The organism is Bacteroides timonensis (genome assembly GCF_000513195.1).
Classification (GTDB): Bacteria; Bacteroidota; Bacteroidia; order Bacteroidales; family Bacteroidaceae; genus Bacteroides; species Bacteroides timonensis.
This window is the reverse complement of sequence record NZ_CBVI010000118.1, coordinates 21686-44444: the sequence shown is the minus strand read 5'-3', so window position 1 is coordinate 44444 and position 22759 is coordinate 21686. Positions and strand designations below refer to the sequence as shown.

Genomic DNA, 22759 nt, shown 5'->3' with positions numbered 1-22759 from the left:
GTCTGTAGCTCCGTAGCTCGTAGCTTCTAACTTAAAAACAAATATTATGCAAAACAGAAGAGATTTCCTGAAAACAGCTGCTTTTGCCGCATTGGGTTCCGGTGTGGTTATCAATGATGTGTTTGGAGGAGAAAGTGCTCCGAAGCTGTTCAATATCAATAAAAGTGGTGTGAATGCCAGGATGAAATTGCGCTTCTTTCCATATGAGTTGAAGTTACGTCATGTTTTTACAGTGGCTACTTACTCACGCACTACCACTCCTGATGTGCAAGTAGAGATTGAATACGATGGTGTTATCGGTTATGGTGAAGCTTCCATGCCGCCTTATTTACAGAAAGAACTGGGTACGATGGAAAGTGTATTGGCTTTCCTGAAAAAAGTTCAGGAGAGCATCGGACAGTTTCCCGATCCTTTCCAATTGGAGGATATTCTGGTTTATGTAGATAAGCTTTCACCGGGAGATGCCGCCGCTAAAGCTGCTGTAGATATTGCTTTGCACGATCTTGTGGGCAAATTGCTGAGAGCTCCGTGGTATAGGATATGGGGATTGGACAAGGAAAAAGCTCCTTCGACCACTTTTACCATTGGTATCGATACGCCGGATGTGGTACGGGAAAAAACGAAGGAATGTGCCGAACAATTCAATATTCTCAAAGTAAAGCTAGGGCGTGAGAATGATAAAGAGATGATTGAAACAATCCGTTCGGTGACCGACCTGCCTATTGCCGTCGATGCCAATCAAGGTTGGACGGATAAGCATTATGCCATTGATATGATACAATGGCTGAAAGAAAAAGGGATTGTCATGATTGAGCAGCCGATGCCTAAAACCCAGTTGGATGATATTGCCTGGGTGACACAACAAAGTCCGTTGCCTATCTTTGCTGATGAATCTTTGCAGCGTTTGAGTGATGTGGCCGGTCTGAAAGGTGCATTTCATGGCATCAATATCAAGTTGATGAAATGTACCGGTATGCGTGAAGGCTGGAAAATGGTGACATTAGCACGTGCTTTGGGTATGAAAGTGATGGTGGGCTGTATGACGGAAACATCCTGTGCTTGCTCTGCTGCTGCCCAGTTTTCTCCTGTGGTTGACTTTGCTGATTTGGATGGCAATCTGCTTATTGCCAACGACCGTTTCAAGGGAATGGAGGTCGTAAAGGGTAAGATCACGTTACCTGATTTGCCTGGCATCGGAGTTGTGAAACTGTAAGGATACTGAATCGTAATTCAATTTCCGTTCTCAATTATCATCTATAAATTAGTTTATTATGAAAAAAGTATTGTATGCTGCTGCCTTGCTTCTCCTTGTAACTGCCTGTACTCCAAAACCGGAAAGCAAGCCCTATACTTGGGAAGATGATTTGCACCAACGCCTCCTCACTGATTTCTCTCGTACGGAAGATGAAGTGAAAGAGTATATTCGTAAGTATATCCCTGATGTTTCCGATGAGCAAATGTGCCAATGGGAAGCCACCAAAGCATTGGAGTATATGACTCTGGATGGTGAGAAGCGTTATTTCCGTAATGCCGCACCTAATTTATTCCGTGTAGACTCTGTCTGCTATCAGATAAAGGCTGCCAAAGATGGTGTCTCTTTCAGTGGCAGTGAAAAAGTAAATATGGAGAATCTGCCCGAAATCATTGCAAGTGTGAAAAAGGGTGGTAATCCTATCACTGCTCCCAAACGAATGCGAGTCACCTATACGCTCACGGTAGACAGTAATGCCGTTCCTGCCGGAGAGCTCATCCGTTGCTGGCTTCCTTACCCACGTACCGACCAGTCACGTCAGCAAGATGTAAAATTCATCTCTGCCAGCGAATCCAAGTATACTTTATCCCCACAGGATTGCCTTCATAGCACTCTCTACATGGAAAAACGTACAGTGCAAGATCAACCAACCGTATTCTCTGAAAGTTTTGAGTATACAGCTAATGCTGAATGGCATAATCTGAAACCGAAAGATATTCAGCCCTATGATACAACTTCTTCTATATATAAGGAATATACTGCTGAACGTGAGAAGCATGTCATTTTCTCACCACGTATGCGCGAACTTGCTGCCAAATTGACAGCTGGGGAAACTAATCCTTTGTTGAAAGCTAAACGCATCTTCCGTTGGGTGAATGATAACTTTCCTTGGGCTTCTGCCCGAGAATATTCTACTATAGAAAATATTCCCGAATACGTATTAGATAACCATAAAGGTGATTGTGGTCAGGTTAGTTTGCTGTTTATTACGCTTTGTCGTATCAGTGGTATTCCTGCCCATTTCCAGAGTGGTTTTATGATGCATCCTAAAGCATGGAACCTGCACGACTGGGCGGAAATCTATTTTGAAGGCATTGGCTGGGTTCCTGTAGACCAATCATTTGGCATCCCTACTTTTGCCCGTAATGCGGATGAAGAATATTTCTTCCTGGGTGGCATTGACTCCTGGCGTATGATAGTGAACAGCGATTACGGTATGCCACTGATGCCCGAGAAAAAATATCCTCGTAGTGAAACGGTGGATTTTCAGCGTGGTGAAGTGGAATGGGAGGGAGGCAATCTTTATTTCCCGAAGTGGGATTATCACATGGATATAGAATACCTTGATAATTAAGTAAATATCACCTCCTGAAAACAGATGATCTGTTGAGGGCAAACAGATGATGCGTTTGGGGTAAACAGATCATCTGTTTGCCTCTGACAGATCATCTGTTTTTATTGAATAGACGGTCTGTTTCTTATTAACACCTATCTGCCTTATTTTCACGTCAGTAAACGTGCATAAATGTAAAATTGTCAGGCTCTGCCGTTAACCGCTGTTAAGCCCTAAAAGTTCACTGTTAAAAGAGAACAAAAAAGAGTGACAAGCGGAATAAGTGAACGATTTTTGTCGTTATTTTAACGTCGAAATGTTAAACGAAACTTGAATATTAACAATTAAAAGAATAGAAAATTAGTATGAAACAGACAACAAAAAACATTCTCGGGGTTGCAGCTATCGTACTTCTCAGTTCAGGAGTAGCAGGTTTAACCACCTATAAGATGCTGCAAAAAAATATGCCTGCTGATAGTACCAGTGCATTCAATGAAATGTTCCAGCAAAATCCGAACGTACGTTTGGCCTCTTATAATGCCGTTGATGCGCAACCTGTAGATTTGACGCAAGCAGCAGAAAATTCAGTTCATGCTGTGGTGCATATTCGTTCTACTCAATCTTCCAAAGTTCAGGAAGTAGAAGTTAGAGATCCGTTCTCTGATTTCTTCGGTGAATTTTTCGGTGGTCGGGGCGGTACGCAAAGACGTCAGGTACAGACCCCTGAACGTACAGGTTTTGGTTCCGGCGTTATCATCTCTAAAGATGGATATATCGTAACGAACAATCACGTAATTGCAGGTGCAGATGAAATCAGTGTGACGTTGAATGACAACCGTCAGCTTAAAGGACGTATCATTGGTACGGATGAAGTAACGGACCTTGCCTTGATTAAAATAGAGGGAGATGACTTTCCTACGATTCCGGTAGGTGACTCCGATGCATTGAAAGTCGGTGAATGGGTGCTTGCTGTAGGTAATCCGTTTAATCTTACTTCTACGGTAACTGCGGGTATTGTCAGTGCTAAGGCACGTTCTTTAGGAATGGGTCAGCAGACCGGTACTGAAAGTATAGAATCATACATCCAGACTGATGCTGCTATCAATCAGGGTAACAGCGGTGGTGCCTTGGTTAATGCACGTGGTGAGTTGATTGGTATCAATGCTGCTCTTTTCTCCCCGACGGGATCAAATACGGGCTATGGTTTTGCCATTCCTACCAGTATCATGAAGAAAGTTGTTGCTGACTTGAAGCAATTTGGTACAGTTCAACGTGTGAAACTGGGTGTTGCTGTTACTCCGCTTGTAGAAGAACCGGGTGATACTCAACGTGCGATAGATAAGAGTGGTAAGAAGCTGAGTGAATTTAAAAAGGAAGCTCGTGAAAAATCAGGTGTTGTTGACGGTCTTTTAGTAGGAGAAATCGTTGAAGGTAGTTCTGCTGCAGGTGCCGATATCAAGGTTGATGACGTACTCATCGGTATTGATGATAAACCTATTCATAAATTTGCCGATTTACAGGAAGCTTTGGCAAAACATCGCCCCGGTGATAAGGTAAAAGTGAAATTGATACGTGATAAGAAGGAAAAGACCGTTGAAGTGACACTGAAGAACGAGCAAGGTACTACGAAAGTAGTAAAAGATGCCGGAATGGATATCCTTGGTGCAGCCTTCCGTCCTATACCTGATGAATTGAAGAAGCAATTGAATCTTGGTTATGGCCTTGAAGTGACAGGTGTAAACAGTGGTAAAATGGGAGCTGCCGGCATTCGTAAAGGCTTCATCATCTTAAAAGCCAATGGTGTGCAGATGAGAACTGTAGAAGACCTGGAAAAAGTAATGAAGGAAGCTACGAAATCTCCGGATCAAGTACTCTTTATTACAGGTATGTTCCCGTCAGGTAAGCGTGCTAACTATGCGGTAGATTTGACTCAAGAATAATAAGGTATGATTTTTAGGTAAGAAGATTGTAATATTAGCTAACAAAGAAGAAAAAGGGTGTCGGCAACTAACTTGTCGGCATTCTTTTTGTTTATATTGTATAGTGAATAAGATAAAAAAGTTAGGGTAAGTTTGCTTGTAACAAAATAATTTGTCGTAACTTTGCAACCCAAATCTGTTTTAGAAGAATGAGACAACTAAAGATTACAAAAAGTATCACTAACAGAGAGAGCGCTTCTCTTGACAAGTATTTGCAGGAAATCGGTCGCGAAGACCTCATAACTGTCGAAGAAGAGGTAGAGCTCGCTCAACGCATCCGCAAGGGTGACCGTATCGCACTGGAGAAGTTGACACGTGCCAATCTGCGTTTCGTTGTATCTGTGGCCAAGCAGTACCAGAACCAAGGTTTGAGTTTGCCCGACTTGATTAACGAGGGTAATTTAGGACTGATCAAGGCCGCCGAAAAGTTCGATGAAACACGTGGTTTCAAGTTCATCAGTTATGCAGTATGGTGGATACGTCAGTCCATTTTGCAAGCTTTGGCAGAGCAGTCGCGTATTGTGCGTCTTCCGTTGAACCAGGTAGGCTCGCTGAATAAAATCAGCAAAGCATTCTCCAAGTTTGAGCAGGAAAACGAACGTCGCCCGTCTCCCGAAGAGTTGGCAGATGAACTGGAAATCCCTGTTGATAAAATCTCCGATACACTGAAGGTATCCGGACGCCACATTTCGGTGGACGCACCTTTCGTAGAGGGAGAAGACAACAGCTTGCTGGACGTGTTGGTAAACGACGACTCTCCTATGGCGGATCGCTCTTTGGTGAACGAGTCTCTTGCGAGGGAAATTGATAGAGCACTTTCTACGTTAACCGATAGGGAAAAAGAAATCATACAGATGTTTTTCGGTATCGGACAACAAGAAATGACATTAGAAGAAATCGGCGACAAATTCGGTTTGACCCGTGAACGTGTGCGTCAGATTAAAGAAAAAGCAATTAGAAGATTAAGACAAAGTAATCGTAGTAAATTGCTCAAGTCTTATTTAGGATAAGTAAGAAATATCAATTTCCGACAAATAGAAGGAATTAAAAACCGGTAGGTCATGATCTGATCACCGGTTTTTTTGTTATCCTTATTATAAAAGTGAAGATAAGCTGTATCTCAGCATAAAAAATGAATGAATTCTTTTTATTTTGCTCTCGGTTTGCATTATCTTTGTCGCCAACAATATTAATAAAAAACAGATTATGAAATACGTTCGTATACTTTTTGCTGTAGCTTTAGTTTTTATGGTGTGCTCGGCATTCTCATTCAAGAAGGGTAAAGGAGAAAAAGCTGTGTATGCATTTGGTGTTGCTGCCTCTTTCAACGACACAGTGGTGTATTTTACCGATATTCAGGTATTGGACAGTGTGAAGCTGGATAAGGGTGGCTTCTTGCCTAAGCGTGATCTTTATACGTATCAGTTGAAGAATTATCTGGAATATGATTTGAAATCTCTTGATTATACGTGCATGATTTACTTTTCTGAAAACAAGAAGAAGTTAGAAAAGGAGGCTGCAAAAGTGAAGAGCAAGTATAAGAAGAATAAAACGATAGTATTGATGCCTATTGCTCCTGAAGCTTTCCGATTCAAGAAGCCGGAAGAGTAATTTGCTTTATTTCCTTAAGAGGTTAAGGAATTTACTTAAATAATAGACCGTAGTCATGAAAACGAAACTTTACTTCTTTTTGTGGGTTTGTCTTTCTACATTGCTGATTGCATGTGAACATGAGGAATCGGATACGTCTTTCAAAGGAACTCGTACGATTCTTGCATATATTGCGGCGGATAATACCCTTGCTTCATTTGCTTCTTTGGATTTAGCGGAGATGAAAGCGGGTATGGCGAAAGTTCAAGATTCCAATGTACATTTTCTGGTTTATATAGATGATGGTAAATCTCCTCGTCTGCTTGAACTGAAGAATGAAAAAGGATCGGTAGTGGAGACGGTGGTGGAAACTTATGGGAGTCGTAACTCTGTAGGTGTATCTGAAACGCAGGAAGTTTTTGCAAAAGTCTTTTCGAATTCCAAATATCAGGCTGACAGTTATGGATTGGTTTATTGGTCACATGGTGATGGATGGTTGCCTTATCCGTTGCGCGCCGGTACTCGTTGGGTAGGTCAGGATAAAGGTAATGGTGATAACAGAATGAATATCTCTGAATTTGTTGAGATATTAAAGTCTGCTCCTCATTTTGATTTTATATTGTTCGATGCTTGTTTCATGCAAGCAGTGGAGGTTGCCTATGAGTTGCGTGATTATACGGATTATTGTATTGGTTCTCCGACTGAAATTCCAGGTCCTGGTGCTTCGTATGATGCAGTTGTTCCTGCTATGTTTTCTGCTGAGGATGCGGCAGTGAATGTTGCTAAGGCCTATTATGAACCTTATGCGGCTAAATATAATGAAGGTAAAGGCTTATCAAATAGCAATTGGACAGCGGGTGCCTCTGTGTGTGCGCTGAGAACAGATAAATTGGTTGATCTGGCAAGAGCTACGAAACAGGTGTTATCTGGAGTAGTTGATAATGCACAATTGCGCAGTTTGATTTTTAATTATGATAAACGTTCTAGTTGGGAGGGGGCTGTAGGTTACTATGATATGGCAAATATGATGAAAAAAATCACTGATGATAGTGCTTATGTAATATGGAGGCAGGCTTTTGATGTAGCTGTAGCATATTGGGCGACTACTTCTATGAATTATTCCGCTTATGCTGATATGTTTTCTATGGAAGGTACTAATGGAGTGTCCTGCTATATCCCTTCAGTATCTAATACCGTTACTGATAAAGCATATCGTTCTACTGAGTGGTATACATCTGCCGGCTTTGCTGCATTAGGCTGGTGACATTCTCTTTTTAAGATATGATAGTGTAGTGTTTGAGTCTGTGAGTTAGCCTCAAAGTGGATGCCTGTGCTCTTCTCATACACTTAAATTAAGGGTATATGAACTTTCTCTCTTTGAATATGTAACATGTTTCTAATGGATTTAATGTGCGTTATTGCGTTGTTATATTGTGGTTTAATATTATTTTCCATTGGAAATTATTTTATTTTAGAAAATATTCTTTTCTTTGCACTATCAAAACTAAAATAAAGAAGTATGAAGTATATAATTATTGGAGGTGTTGCCGGGGGAGCTACGGCGGCAGCACGTTTAAGAAGAGTTGATGAGAAATCTGATATTCTTTTATTTGAGAAAGGGAAATACATTTCGTATGCAAATTGCGGCTTGCCTTATTATATAGGTGGTGTCATCGCAGAGCGTGAGAAATTGCTGGTGCAAACGCCGACTTCTTTCGGCCAACGCTTTCGTATAGATGTACGTGTGGAGAATGAAGTTATTGCTATTCATCCTAAAGATAAAACGATTACTGTTCGCACTGCAGACGGTCGCGAATATGAAGAAACCTATGATAAACTTTTGTTGTCTCCGGGTGCTACACCTGTTCGACCACCACTGGAAGGTATCGATTCTGAAGGAATTTTCACTCTCCGTAATGTTGAAGATACCGATCATATAAAGTCTTATCTTACGGAAAACTCCGTAAAGCGCGCGGTTGTAGTAGGTGCGGGCTTTATTGGACTGGAGATGGCAGAAAATTTGCATCATGCCGGAGTTGCCGTATCTGTTGTGGAAATGGGTAATCAAGTGATGGCGCCTATTGATTTTTCGATGGCTGCACCTATTCATCAACATTTGATACAGAAAGGTGTGTCGCTCTATCTGGAAGAAGGAGTAACTCATTTCCAGCGTACAGAACAAGGTATTACCGTCTTTTTGAAAAGTGGAAAAACGATTCCGGCAGATATGGTATTGCTTTCTATCGGAGTACGCCCTGCGACGGCTTTGGCTAAACAAGCCGGACTGAAGATAGGTGAAGCAGGTGGTATCTGGGTAAATGAATATTTGGAAACTTCTGCAAAGGATATTTATGCTGTAGGGGATGCCATTGAATATCCGCATCCATTGACCGGGAAACCGTGGTTGAATTATCTGGCAAATCCGGCTAATCGTCAGGGACGTATTGTGGCTGATAATATGGTATTTGGTAATAAGGTTGCTTACGAAGGTGCTATCGGTACTTCCATCGCAAAAGTATTTGATATGACGGTTGCTTCTACGGGACTTGCTGCTAAGCGTCTGAAGCAATGGGAGATGGAATATCAAAGTTCTGTTACTCATTCGTCTTCTCATGCTGGGTATTATCCGGATGCATTGCCCTTGACTTTAAAATTGACATTTCATCCTGTCACAGGAAAATTATATGGTGCGCAGGGTATTGGCTATGAGGGCGTGGACAAACGCATTGACCAGATTGCCGGCTTGATCAAACGTGGTGGAACGGTATATGACTTGATGGAAACGGAACATACTTACGCTCCTCCGTTTTCTTCTGCAAAAGATCCTATTGCTATTGCCGGATATGTTGCTTCTAATATTATCAGTGGTGCAATGCCTGTCGTAACTTGGCGAGAACTGGTACAGCATAAGAATGAAGTAATGTTAATAGATACCCGTACGGCTGAAGAATTTTCTTTTGGAACTATTCCGGGAGCAATTAATATTCCGTTGGATGATTTAAGAGAGCGTATGCTCGAAGTTCCTATTGATAAGCCGGTTGTATTGTTTTGTGCTGTGGGTTTGCGTGGATATCTGGCACAACGTATTCTGATGGGAAATGGATATAAGAATGTGCGTAATCTTTCGGGAGGATATAAACTGTATTCTGCTGCGGTTGCTCCGGTACCGGTACCTTCTATAGCGGATGCTTCAGTTGATGCTCGCGTAACTTTTGGCTCTACTGAAACTTCGGGAACTGTTGTGCAATCCGATTCTATATTATCAGCTGGAGGTTCATCTAAAGAACCATTGAAAATCAATGCCTGTGGTTTACAATGTCCGGGACCTATCATGCAAGTGAAGAAGGCAATGGATACTCTTGAACCGGGAGAACAGGTGGAGATTGTGGCAACTGATGCCGGATTTGCACGTGATGCTTCTGCCTGGTGTGATACGACGGGTAATCGTTTGGTGGGAAGCCATGAGGATAAAGGACGTTATACGGTAGTTATAGAAAAAGGTAATTTGAATATGGTCTGCCCTTCTTCCACCGGAACTGTAGCAGCGGGTAGGGGAAAAACATTGATCCTTTTTAGTGATGATTTGGATAAAGCTTTAGCTACTTTTGTATTGGCAAACGGGGCTGCGGCAACCGGACAAAAAGTTACGGTATTCTTCACTTTCTGGGGATTAAATGTTTTGAAAAAAATGCAGAAACCGAAAGTAAAGAAAGATATTTTCGGCAGGATGTTCGGTATGATGCTCCCTTCCAGTTCTTTGAAACTGAAATTGTCTCAGATGAATATGTTCGGTATGGGAAGTCGCATGATGCGCTTTTTAATGAAGCGTAAAGGGGTAGATTCTTTGGAATCACTTCGTTCGCAGGCGCTTGCCCAAGGAGTAGAATTTATAGCTTGTCAGATGTCTATGGACATGATGGGAATCTGTCGTGAAGAGTTGTTGGATGAGGTAACTATCGGTGGTGTTGCAACTTATATGGAGCGCGCAGATAAAGCCAATGTCAACCTTTTTATATAGTTATTTGTTATTTAACAAATAAAGAAGAAAAATATATGGAAGACTTATGTAAGATACGTGATGTTTACCGGGCGATAGCTGAGTTTGAAACCCAATTTATGCAGCAATACAATCTTTCGCTGAATGAAGGAATGTTGCTCTGTACACTTCTGAATACTCCCCGGCTTACTTCCGGGGAAATAGCAGAAGCCTTGGGATTAACTTGTTCTAGTACTTCCAAGTTGATACGTTCTGTCGAAGAAAAGAAGTTAATAGCCCGTATTATTGGTAAAGTGGATAAGCGCCAAATGCATTTTTCATTGACTGCAGAAGGAAAAGAACAAATCACCGCGATCAAAAGTACTACTCATGAGATGCCTGAACTCTTACAGCAAATAGTGGGTTTGCTGGAAAAATAGAAGATGGAGATATTTTTATCTCCATCTTCAAAATTATTAAAATTTTTCGTGGATTTTGCTTAAGATTGCTTTAATTTGCAGCTAATATATTAAGCATTATAGCAATTGGATATGCAAAAATTATTATCCTTGCCGCCTAATCTTGTGTCGGCATTCTATGAATTAGAAAATGTAGACCGTACGGAATGGTTTTGTACATCTGACCCTATAGGGATGAAACTGGGGTCGGGTGGAGGAACCACTTGGCTTCTGCGGGAATGGTATAGAAACCAACAAACAGAACACTCAACAGAGAAACGTATTCTGCTGCATGCCGGTGGACAAAGCCGCCGCCTCCCTGGATACGCTCCCTCTGGGAAAATATTAACTCCGATACCTGTATTTCGTTGGGCACGTGGACAGAAGTTGGGACAGAATTTATTGTCTTTGCAAGTTCCACTTTATGAGAAAATCATGGAACGGGCACCGGAAAAACTGCGTACTTTGATTGCGAGTGGAGATGTGTATATTCGTGCTGAGAAACCTTTACAGGACATACCGGATGCAGATGTGGTATGTTACGGACTTTGGGTAGATCCGGTATTAGCGACGCATCATGGAGTGTTTGTTTCTGATCGGAAACAACCGGAAGCATTGGATTTTATGTTGCAGAAACCGTCATTGCAGGAACTGGAGAATCTTTCAAAGACCCATCTCTTCCTGATGGATATAGGAATCTGGTTACTGAGTGATCGGGCTGTAGAGCTATTGATGAAGCGTTCGCAGAAAGATGGTCCGGGTTCTGATTTAAAGTACTATGACTTGTATTCAGATTTCGGCTTATCCCTTGGTAATCATCCACGCATTACTGATGATGAGTTGAATAGGCTGTCTGTAGCTATATTGCCATTACCCGGTGGAGAATTCTACCACTACGGAACGAGTCGTGAATTACTTTCCTCAACTGTTACTTTACAAAATAGGGTGTACGATCAGCGTCAGATCATGCACCGGAAAGTAAAGCCCAATCCTGCAATATTTGTACAGAATGCAGAAGTCGGTATCTCTCTTTCTTCCAATAATGATAACCTTTGGATTGAAAATAGCTTTGTCGGTGCATCATGGAAGATAGGTTCCCGGCAAATCATTACGGGAGTACCGGAAAATGACTGGACGTTAGAATTACCGGATGGAGTTTGTATAGATATTGTGCCTCTTGCAAAGAAGCATTGGGCAGTTCGTCCGTATGGTTTCGATGATGTATCTAAAGGAGATATCCGGGATGAAAAGACTTTGTATCTGGGGATTTCCTTCCCTAATTGGTTGGCGGAGCGTGGACTGACTCCGGATGATGTAACTGGAAGAAAAGATGACTTACAGGCTGCCGGAATCTTCCCTGTGGTAGAAGGTGTTGAGCAGATGGGCGAAGTACTTCGCTGGATGACTTCGGAGCCGGGATTGACAGAAGGTAAGAAAATCTGGCTGAACAGTCAACGTCTTTCTGCCGATGAAATCTCAGCGAAAGCTGATTTACGTCAATTATATGCCCAGCGCGAGAGTTTCCGGAAAGGTAATTGGGAGTTGCTGGCACGCAATTATGAGAAGAGTGTCTTCTATCAGTTAGATTTGGCTGATGTTGCCGAAGATTTCCATTGTTTGAAGATAGATAAACCGGATGTGTTACCGGCTGATGCACCTCAGATGCAGCGTATTCATAATCGGATGCTTCGGGCTCAGATAGATAAACTGAACGGAAAAGACTTTAAGGATGATGAAAAAGAGGCTTTCGGATTACTGCGCGAAGGATTACTTTCTGATTTGTATGAAAAGAAAAGCAGCCCATATCTGAATGTATACAGCGATCAGATTGTTTGGGGGCGCAGTCCCGTGCGTATTGATGTTGCAGGTGGTTGGACGGATACTCCTCCATATTCTCTTTTTGCCGGTGGAAACGTAGTGAATCTGGCGATTGAACTGAATGGACAACCTCCTTTGCAGGTTTATGTGAAACCTTGCAAAGAATATCGCGTTGTGTTGCGTTCTATTGATATGGGAGCGATGGAAGTAGTGAATACTTTCGAGGAGTTGCAGGATTACTGTAAGATAGGTTCTCCTTTCTCTATTCCGAAAGCAGCGTTGACATTGGCTGGTTTTGGTCCGGCGTTTTCAGAAGTGGTTTATCCTTCGTTGGAGAAACAGTTGCAGGCATTCGGCACAGGTATAGAGATTACTTTATTGTCTGCTATTCCTGCAGGATCGGGCTTGGGAACCAGTTCTATATTAGCTTCTACGGTTTTAGGCTCTTTGAGCGATTTCTGTGGCTTGATGTGGGATAAGAATGAAATATGCCGTCGTACACTTGCTCTGGAACAGTTACTGACAACGGGTGGTGGTTGGCAAGATCAGTATGGCGGAGTGTTACAAGGCATCAAACTGTTGCAAACAGAAACCGGGTTTGTACAGAATCCGTTAATACACTGGTTGCCTGAACATCTCTTTACGCATCCTGAATATCGTGACTGCCATCTATTATATTATACGGGAATTACACGTACAGCTAAAGGTATCCTGGCAGAGATTGTGCGCTCCATGTTCCTAAACTCATCTGCGCATTTGGCTATATTGGAAAATATGAAAGCGCATGCATTGGATATGGCAGAAACCATTCAAAGGAACGACTTTGAAACCTATGGCGCATTGATTGGTAAAACGTGGATGCAGAACAAAGCTCTGGATTGTGGTACTAATCCTCCGGCGGTAGAAGAAATTATCAATAAGATTAAAGACTACACACTGGGATATAAACTGCCGGGTGCAGGTGGGGGAGGTTACTTGTATATGGTGGCGAAAGATCCGCAGGCTGCATTGCGCATCCGGGAGATACTGACGCAGGATGTACCGAACCCTCGTGCACGATTTGTAGAAATGACGTTGTCGGGAACAGGATTCCAGGTGTCAAGATCTTAATTAAGACCGTTATTCGTGATGGTAAGGACCGCCATTGAGTATATTCATGGCCCGGTATAACTGCTCTACAAAAATCAGCCGCACCATCTGATGCGAGAAAGTCATTTTAGAAAGGGACATTTTCTCATGTGCTGCCTGATATACTTTGGGTGAGAAACCATACGGTCCGCCGATAACAAATACAAGCCGTTTATTTACGGTGTTCATCTTGCGCTTCATATAGTCTGCGAACTCTATGGAGCGCATTTCTTTTCCCCCTTCGTCCAGCAATACAATCACGTCGCCCGGCTGGAATGCCTTGCATATCAATTCCCCTTCTTTTTCTTTCTGAACTTCCATTGAAAGACTTTTCGTATTCTTCAATTCCGGGATAACTTCCATTTCGAAGGATAAGTAGCGTTTGGTACGCTGTACATAGTCATTAATGGCAGTTATAAAGTGCTGTTCTACAGTTCTTCCTACGACGAGTAATGTTGTTTTCATGCTGCTTACATTCTGATTTGTGCACAAAATTAGCGCTTTTTTATTGTATTTTACAATAAATGCTTACCTTTGCGTATCATTAATACTTGTGATTATGAAAAAACGAGTAGTTTTATTGTTGACCTGCCTCTTCTTATGGGTGTCCTCGATCTTTGCTCAGGACGTACCTGTGGGGGTGGTTGTGGCCTTCAAGAAGGGAAACTCTCAGGAACTAAACAGGTATCTGGGTGATAAAGTGGATCTGATTATCCATAATCGCACGACCAATGCTGACAAGCAAACGGCAGAAGGAACTATGGCTAATTTTTTTGCCGAGAACAAAGTCAGTAGCTTCAATGTGAATCACGAAGGAAAACGGGATGAATCAAGTTTCATCATCGGCACTTTGGGAACCGCAAATGGAAACTTTCGGGTGAATTGTTTCTTCAGAAAAGTACAGAACAAATATGTTATACATCAAATAAGAATAGATAAAACGAATGAATAAGGAAGAAGAACTGATTGACAGGCTGATAGATCTCGCCTTTGCAGAAGATATAGGTGACGGAGACCATACAACCCTTTCGTGCATCCCCGCTACGGCGATGGGTAAATCCAAACTTTTGATAAAAGAGCCGGGTATCCTGGCCGGTATCGAGGTTGCCAAAGAAGTGTTCCGTCGTTTCGACCCTACTATGAAGGTAGAAGTCTTCATCAATGATGGGGCTGAGGTGAGGCCGGGCGATATAGCAATGATAGTGGAAGGCAAGGTGCAGTCTCTGTTGCAGACAGAACGCCTGATGCTGAACATTATGCAACGCATGAGTGGCATTGCTACCATGACGCATAAATATGCCGAGAAACTGAAAGGTACGAATACGCGTGTGCTCGATACCCGTAAGACCACTCCCGGTATGCGTATTCTTGAGAAGATGGCTGTAAAGATTGGCGGTGGTGTAAATCATCGTATCGGACTGTTCGACATGATTTTGCTGAAAGACAATCATGTGGATTTTGCCGGAGGCATTGACAAGGCTATTAATCGCGCCAAGGAATATTGCAAGGAAAAAGGAAAAGACCTCAAGATAGAGATTGAAGTACGTAACTTCGATGAATTGCAACAAGTGCTTGATCTTGGTGGCATAGACCGTATCATGTTCGACAACTTCACGCCTGAAATGACAAAGAAGGCTGTGGATATGGTAGGCGGTCGTTATGAAACCGAATCTTCGGGTGGCATTACGTTCGATACGCTGCGCGACTATGCCGAATGTGGCGTGGACTTTATCTCTGTAGGTGCTCTGACCCATTCTGTAAAAGGATTGGATATGAGTTTTAAAGCATGTTGACAAGGGCGGAAGGCCGTATTTAGGAAATAGCAGGAAGCCTCTCATAAGTTTGCCATCATTTTGCAATCTTAATGAGAGGCTTTTTTCATAGATACTTGGAAAGTATGGAAAAGATAGATTGGAATAGAGTAAAAACTACTATCAGAAAATGGAAGCCTGGCGAGTATGTGCGGCAAACTTCCATTGTTGTAATTGGTGTGCTGATAACTTTCGTCGGTAGTGAACTAGTCACCAGATGTTCGGAACAGGCGGATATTAAATCTACTATGTTGCTGATTAAGGATGAACTGAAAAGTAATCGGAAGAACTTTGAAGGTATTGTGTCTGAATTCAGCACAGATGAGCGCCTTTCTGCTTTGTTGGTGGAACATGATATGAATGTTCGGCTGATACCGGAAGATTCGCTGAAGCAATTTCGTTATTCTATAGGGCAGATTCGCAGTTTCTATTATACCCGGAATGCGCTGGACATACTTAAGAACTCTATGCTGATGCAGAAAATATCCGATAAAGAGTTTTTGCTTTCATTGATTGATGTTTATGAAGCATTAGAAGGATTCAAAATATCAATGAATGGGTATTATGATATGAAGGAAGATGCGGCTATTCCCTTTTATTTGACTTTGACTGATGAACAGACAAATACGGTTAATGAGGGAAAATGGGAAGCATGGGAAATATATCTTTCAGATAGGAAGTTGCGAAACTTTTTGAAAATTCCACAGGGATATTTTATTCCCGGCTATCAAGAACGTATAGAGCAAAAGATTGATAAGATGATTCAAACCATTGAACAGAAATATGGTTCAAAATAAATACTTATGGGAAATATAGATAAGATAAAGTCTACGATTAAAGGCTGGAGATTGGGAGACTATTTCCGTCAGTTCAGTATTGTGGCGGCAGGTATTATCGTTACCTTTTGGGGAAGCGATAAGGTTACGGAGCATAGTCGTCAAAAAGAGGTGCGGGCCGCGATGCAACTGGTGACGGAAGAATTGGAGTATAACAGAAAGGAACTGCGCAATATAAAGCACTTGTTGGATATAGACAGGAACATGAGTTCTTTGCTAATAGAGCATAAAATGGATATATCGCGAATACCGGCGGATACTTTAAGTAAGTATGACAAGCTTTTCAATAATATGAGTGAACTCTCTTATAAAACCGATGCATTGGATGTCTTGAAAGGTTCTTCGTTGATGCAGTATATTTCTGACAAGCGTTTGTTGCAGGATGTATTGCAAACCTATTTTGAGTTGGGAAGGCGGAAGAAAGATGTCAGTGATTACTATGCAGCAAAAACGGATGTCATTATGAAACTTGCCATGTCCAGGAATTTTAAGTTTGCTTTAAAAACTAACAATAACCTGCTGGATCAAATCTCATTTCTTATAAGTAATGATCAATTTGTCAATTTTGTCATAATGGTACCCGGCTTCTTATACTGGGAAGAATTTGATGAACTGGATGAGGTGCTTGACAAGCAAATACAGACATTGAAAGCAAAGTATAAATAATCTCCATTCTTTAACTTCTTTTTAGATATAACATTGCAGCATTCTACGGAAAGCTGCGTCTAACTAACAAACGACGCGAAGAGGCGTCCGTAAAAAATAGCACTGACATTGGAAAATGAAATAGAACTGATAGAGGGCTGCCGGGCAGGAAAGGATTCCGCACGTAAGGAATTGTATACCCTTTATTCCAAGCAGATGCTTGCGGTATGCTACCGCTATACGGGCGATGAAGATGCCGCGCATGACGTACTGCACGATGGGTTTATCAAAATCTTCACCCATTTCACTTTCCGGGGCGAATGTGCACTGGCAACGTGGGTGACAAGAGTAATGGTGACACAGGCAATAGATTATCTGCGAAAGCAGAAACGCATCACCCAGCTGGTGGTGAACGAGGAACAATTGCCCGACATACCCGACGAGGCAAGTATAGCCGACAGTGGTAGCCGCCTCTCTGAACAGCAGTTGATGGCATTTGTGGCAGAATTACCCGATGGATGCCGAACCGTTTTCAACTTGTACGTGTTTGAAGAGAAATCGCACAAGGAGATAGCGGAAATGCTTGGGATTAAAGTACATTCATCCACCTCGCAACTGCATCGCGCCAAAAATTTGTTAGCAAAAAGAATTAAAGAATATACAGAGTATGAAAGGAAATGATGAAATAACCGGTTTGTTCCGCAGTCGCCTCTCTGGTGCAGAGATGACGGTGCGGGATGGCTTTTGGGAGGAGCTGAAAGGCGACCTGTCAAGAGTTGGAACCGATGCAACCAATACTTCTGCAGCTGTTGCTTTCGGACAGAAGCAGAAACGTTCCGTCCTTACTCCACGCTTCTACCGGGTGGCTGCGGCTGCTTCTGTAGTATTAGTGCTTGGAGCTGCTTCCGCTGCATTCTGGTATTTCTCTCCGAAAGATGAGATTCAGGAAGCATTCACCAAGGTGGCTACGCTGACACCGGAAGGTAACTTGAATGGAGATGTGGTGCAGGAAAAGTTCCCCTCTATTCATGAGACTAAACCTACAGCGCAAAATCCTGGTCATAAGAATCCTGTACCAGTATCATCCGGAGGCATACTTGCTGCGAATGGTGATGATGAAGAGACTGTATCAGTCACTGTCTCCATTACAATTTCCCAACGCGTATATGGCAATCACCACCAAGGTAACGGAATGTATGGTCAAACAGCTTCATCAAGGAATGAAAATAATCATCGTGCCACGGCTACTGATCCCGCAGCTACAAATACAGAGCTTGGCTCAGATTCCGATAAGGCGCTCCCCATTGCCAATGCGGGTGGTTCTGCTAAAAAATGGGCTTTCAAAGCAGGTATAGGTACAGCGTTGCCAAAGGGGGATTTCGGGATGCCGTTCACCGCAGGAGTTTCTGCTGAACGTCGTTTGAACAAACATTTTTCTCTGGAGGCAGGTTTGCAATACAACCGTCTTGACGGAGACCATACGATACACACACTGGCTGTTCCGGTAAAACTGAATGCGGTGCTGGCAAGCAATTCTAAAGTAGACTTTTACGCTACATTGGGTGGTGCTGCCGAGAAATGCATAGCCGGAGCCGGGGACAATGGTTTTGGAGCAGAGCCTATACAACTTTCCATTGCGGCAGGTCTGGGAGTCCGTTATAAGTTGAACGACCGGATTGCTCTGTTTGCAGAGCCTACGGTATCTCATCATTTTGATACGGATTCGCAAACAAAAACGCTGCGAACGGAGCGTCCAACGAACCTTAATCTACTTTGCGGTGTTCGTATGACATATTAACCTTAATACAATGCAACAATGAAAGCAATTTCTAATATACGTGCCGTAATGGCCATTTTGATATTCTTTTTTTCTCTTTCTTTTGTATCATGTACGGAAGAGACGTTGGACTACAATAATCCTGACGTGGATTTATTCGTCAAGCAACTAAAAGCTGGAAAATACTCTGTCGAAAGTCCGGAAGGTCTGAACACTATTCCCCGGTTTACTGTTGATGACATAGGGGACTTGTTGAAGTATGCCGAAGATTTAACGGTAATCCCTTCTTTCCCGTTGGCTCCGGTTTCTTATTCCGCAGGTGGCAAGCTTCGTTTAGGCGAGTGTATTTTGTGGACAGTAGAAACAATCCGTCTGGGGCAGAATGCTTCGATGGGGTGCAAAATGGTACATGTGGATGCAGAGAATTACGAAGGCATTTACTTCTTATCGGATGATGAAGTTCTGGATGCTTCCGCCCGTTATCGCCGCTGGTGGGAAAACCGCAAATACCCCCGTACGATGTGGACCATAGACCCTTGTTATGATGAACCGCTTTGTGGAAGCGGATATATGTGGTGGTAAGAAAATAAATAAATGAGAAAATATTGCACTATAATCGGACTGCTTTTAGTAGTAGTCCTTCCCGTTTGCGCTCAGAACTGGACACCTCAGGACTCTCTGCGATTGCACCGTCTGCTGGATGGAGAAGGAGAGATTAAGCTGAATCCGGAAGTTCTGAAAGAGATGGGAGTACAGGAACCTCTGGGCAAACAGCAGATATCGATGGAGAAACAATGGCTGGATTTCAACACAACACTTCCCGAAATACCAAATACACCGAAGAAGAAAGTTGTTCTTACCTTGCGCCCGTATACTGCAACTACGAAGTACAATTGGGACCCGGTGTATCAGAAGAAGATTAAAATAGATAAGGACACGTGGCGAGGGGATCCTTTCTATGAACTTAAAATACTTCGCATTTATTCCGATTGGGCAAAGAGTCCTTTAGATAAAGGTCTCCGGAAAAGTATAGATGAAATAGAGGCAACCGGAATGCGCTACCGCGTAACGGAACGGGCCAATAATATGGCCGTAGGGAGCTGGCAGGGTGCCAGTGGCGGTTCTGGCTTCTCCGGTGATTTTATGGCACCTTTTACAAAAGAATTCTGGAACGTCAAGGGGCGTAAGCGCCGTGCCCGTACGCTGGAAGTGTTGCGTGCATACGGGGACTCGGTAACGGTGCGGGGTAAAGAACCTGTCAAGGCGATTAAGAATTAAGGAAAAGATTTATGATAGGGATAATTGTCTAATTCTTCATTGTATAATTTGTGCACCCGGTTCTGCGTATATTGTATATTCGTATTTCCGGGTGTAGTTTTTATGACATATCGCCTTTTCTTCCGAACCTTTCGCCCTTTTTTCTTGTTTCTTCCTTAATAATACCTAAATGTAGGAGACTATGAACAGAATTACTTCCCTTTTCGGAATTCGATATCCAATAATCCAAGGTGGTATGGTTTGGTGCAGTGGCTGGCGCTTAGCGTCGGCAGTAAGTAATGCGGGTGGACTGGGCTTGCTTGGAGCAGGTTCCATGCATCCTGAAACGTTACGTGAGCATATCCGTAAATGCCATGCTGCTACACATAATCCTTTTGGAGTCAATATTCCATTGATGTATCCACAGATTGAAGAAATCATGCAGATAGTGGTAGAGGAAGGAGTCAATATAGTTTTCACTTCCGCCGGAAGCCCTGCCAAATGGACGGGATGGCTGAAAGAGCGGGGAGTGACAGTGGTGCATGTGGTCAGTTCTTCCCGCTTTGCGATGAAGGCCGAAGAGGCGGGTGTGGATGCTGTTGTTGCTGAGGGCTTCGAGGCCGGTGGGCATAACGGAAGGGAAGAGACTACCACTTTGTGCCTGATACCTGCCGTGCGTGCCGCTACTACCTTACCATTGATTGCTGCCGGAGGAATTGCTACGGGTGAGGCTATGCTTGCTGCCCGTGTGCTGGGAGCAGAAGGAGTACAAATAGGTACGCGTTTTGCATTGACTCAGGAAAGTTCAGCTCATGAATATTTCAAGGAATATTGTCTGCGTTTGCAGGAGGGGGATACCCGGTTATTGTTGAAGAAGCTTGCTCCGGTACGTTTGGTGCGGAATAATTTCCGTGACGCTGTAGAGGCAGCCGAAGCCGTGGGGGCTACACAAGATGAACTTCGTATTCTTCTGGCTCATGGACGTGCCAAGAAAGGTATTTTCTATGGAGATCTGGAAGAGGGAGAACTGGAGATTGGCCAGGCTTCTGCACTACTTTACGGTAAACAGATAGAGACGGTTGCTGAGGTCATGCAGGAACTGACGGAAGGATATAGAAGAGCGTGGAATGCGCTAAAGGAATAAGAATTTAGCTATATGGGACGAATTTTTTGAATAGAGGGAATGAAATTCGTCCCAAACAAACCGCTTTCTTACCATCCAAAATAAAAAATGGGGCTGTACGTCAATCTGTACAGTCCCATTTTCATGTTTTCCGATTACGCCCCTATGATTTAGGTGTACCGGAATTATTTGTTGTACTAGTTGGATTTACGGTAGGATTTGCAGTTGGTGTTGCCGTAGCTGTGCTTGTTGTGCCTGCTGCTGTTGCAGTGGCTGTTGCTGCGTTTGCTGCAACTTTTGGTTGTTCTTCCCAATGGAAGGGCTCGAAGTTAGTATTCGGATCAACCCAAGTCGGTTTCTTGCAAGCGTAAATGATGAACGGAGCTGCCACTACAACGATGGCACCGATAATCAATACGGAGAACCAAACTGTATTGCTACCCGTTGAAATCTGACTGGGCGGGATAAAGCTCAGGATGAATGCCAACAGAGAACCACAGAAACCGAGTCCGCCGATGAACCACATCAAACCGTTACCACCCTTACCGATACGGAACGGACGGTTCAACTTCTTCATCTTGTAACGCAATACGATAGCTCCTGTAAACATCAACATATACATGATAAGGTAAAGAACTACTGTCAACTGTGACAGGATCTGATAGAAACTCTGTACGGAAGGCATTACTACGAACAAGAGGCTTAATACTGTTACAGCACCACCTTGTACGAACAGGATGTTCTTCTGTACACCCAGTTTGTTTGTCTTCTGGAAGAACGGGGGCATATAACCTGCCTTACCTACGGCAAAAATACCTTTGGACGGACCGGCAACCCAAGTCAATACACCTGCCAGCACACCGAATGCAAGAGCAATAGCGATGATCGGTGATAACCAGGAAGCATGGATGTACTTGAAGTAATTGTCGAAACCAACCAGCAAGCTTTGTGTCAGACTGATGTCTTTGGCCGGAATGATAACACCCAGTGCGAAAGTACCCAGTACGAAAATGATAACTGTGATAGCTGCACCGATAAATACTGCTTTCGGATAATTCTTGGAGGGGTTTTCTATATCCTTAACGTGGATACCGCCCATTTCCATACCGGCATAAAAGAGGAAGATACTTGCGGCGAGTACGACGTTGTCGAAGTTCGTCAGATCGGGGAAGAAGCTGCTGTGGAAGTCCAGATTGGAATGTCCGCCTGTAGCCAGATAAATGATGCCCAGGATAATCAGTAAGGCTGCCGGAATAATGGTACCAACCATACCGCCGACTTTGGCTACCTTACCTACCCATCCCATACCTTTCAATGAGATGAAAGTGGCGAGCCAGTAGATGATGAGCACTACGGCGAGTGTGTAGTACTTGTTACTTGCCAACGACATATCGTGCGCGTCGTTCATTCCGATGAAGGCGATGGATACGGCACCGAATGTCAATACGGTGGGGTACCAGATGGTACTTTCAATCCATTGCACCCAGATGGCAAGGAAACCGAGCCGCTTACCGTAGGCTTCTCCTACCCAGCGGAACACACCACCTTGTTTGTCCTGGAACATTGCAGCCAATTCCGCAGCGACAAGTGATGTCGGTATAAGGAATACGATAGCTGCAAATAAATAGTAAAAGGCCGAACTCATTCCGTACACGGCCTCGGCAGGTAGTCCACGTAGGGATACTACTGCCGTTACATTCATGATTGCGAGGGTGAACACACCCAGCTTCACTGTTTGTTTAATATTTGCCATAAGTTAAGGTTTTAGGTGAAAAA

20 protein-coding genes are annotated in these 22759 nt (G+C 43.2%); 18 read left to right on the top strand and 2 right to left on the bottom strand.

Annotation, left to right across the window (positions count from 1 at the left end):
- Positions 1–46: 46 nt before the first annotated feature.
- The 9 genes from BN161_RS21770 to BN161_RS21730 all read left to right on the top strand — a co-directional run bounded on the left by BN161_RS21770 (position 47) and on the right by BN161_RS21730 (position 13516).
- Positions 47–1213 (top strand): dipeptide epimerase, encoded by a 1167-nt coding sequence (locus BN161_RS21770; protein WP_044270200.1) that lies wholly within the window; start codon positions 47–49, stop codon positions 1211–1213.
- Positions 1214–1271: 58 nt separating this feature from the next.
- On the top strand, positions 1272–2606 hold the full coding sequence (locus BN161_RS21765; RefSeq protein WP_044270199.1) for a transglutaminase-like domain-containing protein: 1335 nt from the start codon (positions 1272–1274) through the stop codon (positions 2604–2606).
- 344 nt (positions 2607–2950) lie between these two features.
- Complete coding sequence (locus BN161_RS21760) at positions 2951–4525, top strand: trypsin-like peptidase domain-containing protein (RefSeq protein WP_007216346.1); 1575 nt, start codon at positions 2951–2953, stop codon at positions 4523–4525.
- Between the two features lie 188 nt (positions 4526–4713).
- Complete coding sequence (locus BN161_RS21755) at positions 4714–5574, top strand: sigma-70 family RNA polymerase sigma factor (RefSeq protein WP_007209697.1); 861 nt, start codon at positions 4714–4716, stop codon at positions 5572–5574.
- A gap of 196 nt (positions 5575–5770) precedes the next feature.
- Complete coding sequence (locus BN161_RS21750) at positions 5771–6175, top strand: hypothetical protein (protein WP_022210741.1); 405 nt, start codon at positions 5771–5773, stop codon at positions 6173–6175.
- Positions 6176–6230: 55 nt separating this feature from the next.
- Positions 6231–7418 carry a clostripain-related cysteine peptidase gene (locus tag BN161_RS21745; RefSeq protein WP_044270198.1) on the top strand — a complete coding sequence of 396 codons (1188 nt, stop codon included), beginning with the start codon at positions 6231–6233 and terminating at the stop codon, positions 7416–7418.
- A 255-nt stretch (positions 7419–7673) separates the two neighbouring features.
- Positions 7674–10172: an FAD-dependent oxidoreductase gene (locus tag BN161_RS21740; protein WP_044270197.1), complete on the top strand. Its 2499-nt coding sequence runs from the start codon at positions 7674–7676 to the stop codon at positions 10170–10172.
- A gap of 35 nt (positions 10173–10207) precedes the next feature.
- Positions 10208–10570 carry a MarR family winged helix-turn-helix transcriptional regulator gene (locus BN161_RS21735; protein ID WP_044270196.1) on the top strand — a complete coding sequence of 121 codons (363 nt, stop codon included), beginning with the start codon at positions 10208–10210 and terminating at the stop codon, positions 10568–10570.
- Positions 10571–10681: 111 nt separating this feature from the next.
- Positions 10682–13516 carry a bifunctional fucokinase/fucose-1-phosphate guanylyltransferase gene (locus BN161_RS21730; protein WP_044270195.1) on the top strand — a complete coding sequence of 945 codons (2835 nt, stop codon included), beginning with the start codon at positions 10682–10684 and terminating at the stop codon, positions 13514–13516.
- A gap of 9 nt (positions 13517–13525) precedes the next feature.
- Here the strand turns inward: BN161_RS21730 and rlmH are convergent, their stop codons facing one another.
- Positions 13526–13999, bottom strand: coding sequence for a 23S rRNA (pseudouridine(1915)-N(3))-methyltransferase RlmH (rlmH, locus tag BN161_RS21725; RefSeq protein WP_033160743.1), 474 nt, complete (start codon positions 13997–13999; stop codon positions 13526–13528).
- A gap of 94 nt (positions 14000–14093) precedes the next feature.
- Between rlmH and BN161_RS21720 the strand changes: the two genes are divergently transcribed.
- The 9 genes from BN161_RS21720 to BN161_RS21680 all read left to right on the top strand — a co-directional run bounded on the left by BN161_RS21720 (position 14094) and on the right by BN161_RS21680 (position 21004).
- Positions 14094–14486 carry a DUF4783 domain-containing protein gene (locus tag BN161_RS21720; RefSeq protein ID WP_007209689.1) on the top strand — a complete coding sequence of 131 codons (393 nt, stop codon included), beginning with the start codon at positions 14094–14096 and terminating at the stop codon, positions 14484–14486.
- Positions 14479–15327, top strand: coding sequence for a carboxylating nicotinate-nucleotide diphosphorylase (gene nadC, locus BN161_RS21715; RefSeq protein WP_044270194.1), 849 nt, complete (start codon positions 14479–14481; stop codon positions 15325–15327). The genes BN161_RS21720 and nadC overlap by 8 nt, the downstream gene beginning before the upstream one ends.
- Positions 15328–15431: 104 nt before the next feature.
- Entirely contained in the window at positions 15432–16142 is a 711-nt protein-coding gene (locus tag BN161_RS21710) for a hypothetical protein (protein ID WP_044270193.1), read from the top strand.
- A gap of 6 nt (positions 16143–16148) precedes the next feature.
- The gene (locus BN161_RS21705; RefSeq protein WP_044270192.1) at positions 16149–16847 is read left to right on the top strand and encodes a hypothetical protein; all 699 of its coding nucleotides are present in this window, start codon (positions 16149–16151) and stop codon (positions 16845–16847) included.
- Positions 16848–16955: 108 nt separating this feature from the next.
- A complete protein-coding gene (locus BN161_RS21700) occupies positions 16956–17507 on the top strand; it encodes an RNA polymerase sigma factor (protein ID WP_007209685.1) in 552 nt (183 codons plus the stop codon).
- Positions 17494–18624, top strand: a complete 1131-nt coding sequence (locus BN161_RS21695; RefSeq protein WP_044270191.1) for an outer membrane beta-barrel protein — start codon at positions 17494–17496, stop codon at positions 18622–18624. The genes BN161_RS21700 and BN161_RS21695 overlap by 14 nt, the downstream gene beginning before the upstream one ends.
- An 18-nt stretch (positions 18625–18642) precedes the next feature.
- Positions 18643–19185, top strand: a complete 543-nt coding sequence (locus tag BN161_RS21690) for a DUF4943 family protein (protein WP_007209683.1) — start codon at positions 18643–18645, stop codon at positions 19183–19185.
- 12 nt (positions 19186–19197) lie between these two features.
- Entirely contained in the window at positions 19198–19881 is a 684-nt protein-coding gene (locus tag BN161_RS21685; RefSeq protein WP_044270190.1) for a DUF4858 domain-containing protein, read from the top strand.
- A gap of 181 nt (positions 19882–20062) precedes the next feature.
- Positions 20063–21004, top strand: a complete 942-nt coding sequence (locus BN161_RS21680) for an NAD(P)H-dependent flavin oxidoreductase (protein ID WP_044270189.1) — start codon at positions 20063–20065, stop codon at positions 21002–21004.
- A 142-nt stretch (positions 21005–21146) separates the two neighbouring features.
- Here the strand turns inward: BN161_RS21680 and gadC are convergent, their stop codons facing one another.
- Positions 21147–22736, bottom strand: a complete 1590-nt coding sequence (gene gadC / locus BN161_RS21675; protein WP_007216359.1) for a putative glutamine/gamma-aminobutyrate antiporter GadC — start codon at positions 22734–22736, stop codon at positions 21147–21149.
- Positions 22737–22759: the final 23 nt, after the last annotated feature.

Excerpts from the sequence above, each read along its gene's own strand:
- BN161_RS21770 (WP_044270200.1), top strand. The coding sequence starts at position 47 with ATGCAAAACAGAAGAGATTTCCTGAAAACAGCTGCTTTTGCCGCATTG.
- BN161_RS21765 (WP_044270199.1), top strand. The coding sequence starts at position 1,272 with ATGAAAAAAGTATTGTATGCTGCTGCCTTGCTTCTCCTTGTAACTGCC.
- BN161_RS21760 (WP_007216346.1), top strand. The coding sequence starts at position 2,951 with ATGAAACAGACAACAAAAAACATTCTCGGGGTTGCAGCTATCGTACTT.
- BN161_RS21755 (WP_007209697.1), top strand. The coding sequence starts at position 4,714 with ATGAGACAACTAAAGATTACAAAAAGTATCACTAACAGAGAGAGCGCT.
- BN161_RS21750 (WP_022210741.1), top strand. The coding sequence starts at position 5,771 with ATGAAATACGTTCGTATACTTTTTGCTGTAGCTTTAGTTTTTATGGTG.
- BN161_RS21745 (WP_044270198.1), top strand. The coding sequence starts at position 6,231 with ATGAAAACGAAACTTTACTTCTTTTTGTGGGTTTGTCTTTCTACATTG.
- BN161_RS21740 (WP_044270197.1), top strand. The coding sequence starts at position 7,674 with ATGAAGTATATAATTATTGGAGGTGTTGCCGGGGGAGCTACGGCGGCA.
- BN161_RS21735 (WP_044270196.1), top strand. The coding sequence starts at position 10,208 with ATGGAAGACTTATGTAAGATACGTGATGTTTACCGGGCGATAGCTGAG.
- BN161_RS21730 (WP_044270195.1), top strand. The coding sequence starts at position 10,682 with ATGCAAAAATTATTATCCTTGCCGCCTAATCTTGTGTCGGCATTCTAT.
- rlmH (WP_033160743.1), bottom strand. The coding sequence starts at position 13,999 with ATGAAAACAACATTACTCGTCGTAGGAAGAACTGTAGAACAGCACTTT.
- BN161_RS21720 (WP_007209689.1), top strand. The coding sequence starts at position 14,094 with ATGAAAAAACGAGTAGTTTTATTGTTGACCTGCCTCTTCTTATGGGTG.
- nadC (WP_044270194.1), top strand. The coding sequence starts at position 14,479 with ATGAATAAGGAAGAAGAACTGATTGACAGGCTGATAGATCTCGCCTTT.
- BN161_RS21710 (WP_044270193.1), top strand. The coding sequence starts at position 15,432 with ATGGAAAAGATAGATTGGAATAGAGTAAAAACTACTATCAGAAAATGG.
- BN161_RS21705 (WP_044270192.1), top strand. The coding sequence starts at position 16,149 with ATGGGAAATATAGATAAGATAAAGTCTACGATTAAAGGCTGGAGATTG.
- BN161_RS21695 (WP_044270191.1), top strand. The coding sequence starts at position 17,494 with ATGAAAGGAAATGATGAAATAACCGGTTTGTTCCGCAGTCGCCTCTCT.
- BN161_RS21690 (WP_007209683.1), top strand. The coding sequence starts at position 18,643 with ATGAAAGCAATTTCTAATATACGTGCCGTAATGGCCATTTTGATATTC.
- BN161_RS21685 (WP_044270190.1), top strand. The coding sequence starts at position 19,198 with ATGAGAAAATATTGCACTATAATCGGACTGCTTTTAGTAGTAGTCCTT.
- BN161_RS21680 (WP_044270189.1), top strand. The coding sequence starts at position 20,063 with ATGAACAGAATTACTTCCCTTTTCGGAATTCGATATCCAATAATCCAA.
- gadC (WP_007216359.1), bottom strand. The coding sequence starts at position 22,736 with ATGGCAAATATTAAACAAACAGTGAAGCTGGGTGTGTTCACCCTCGCA.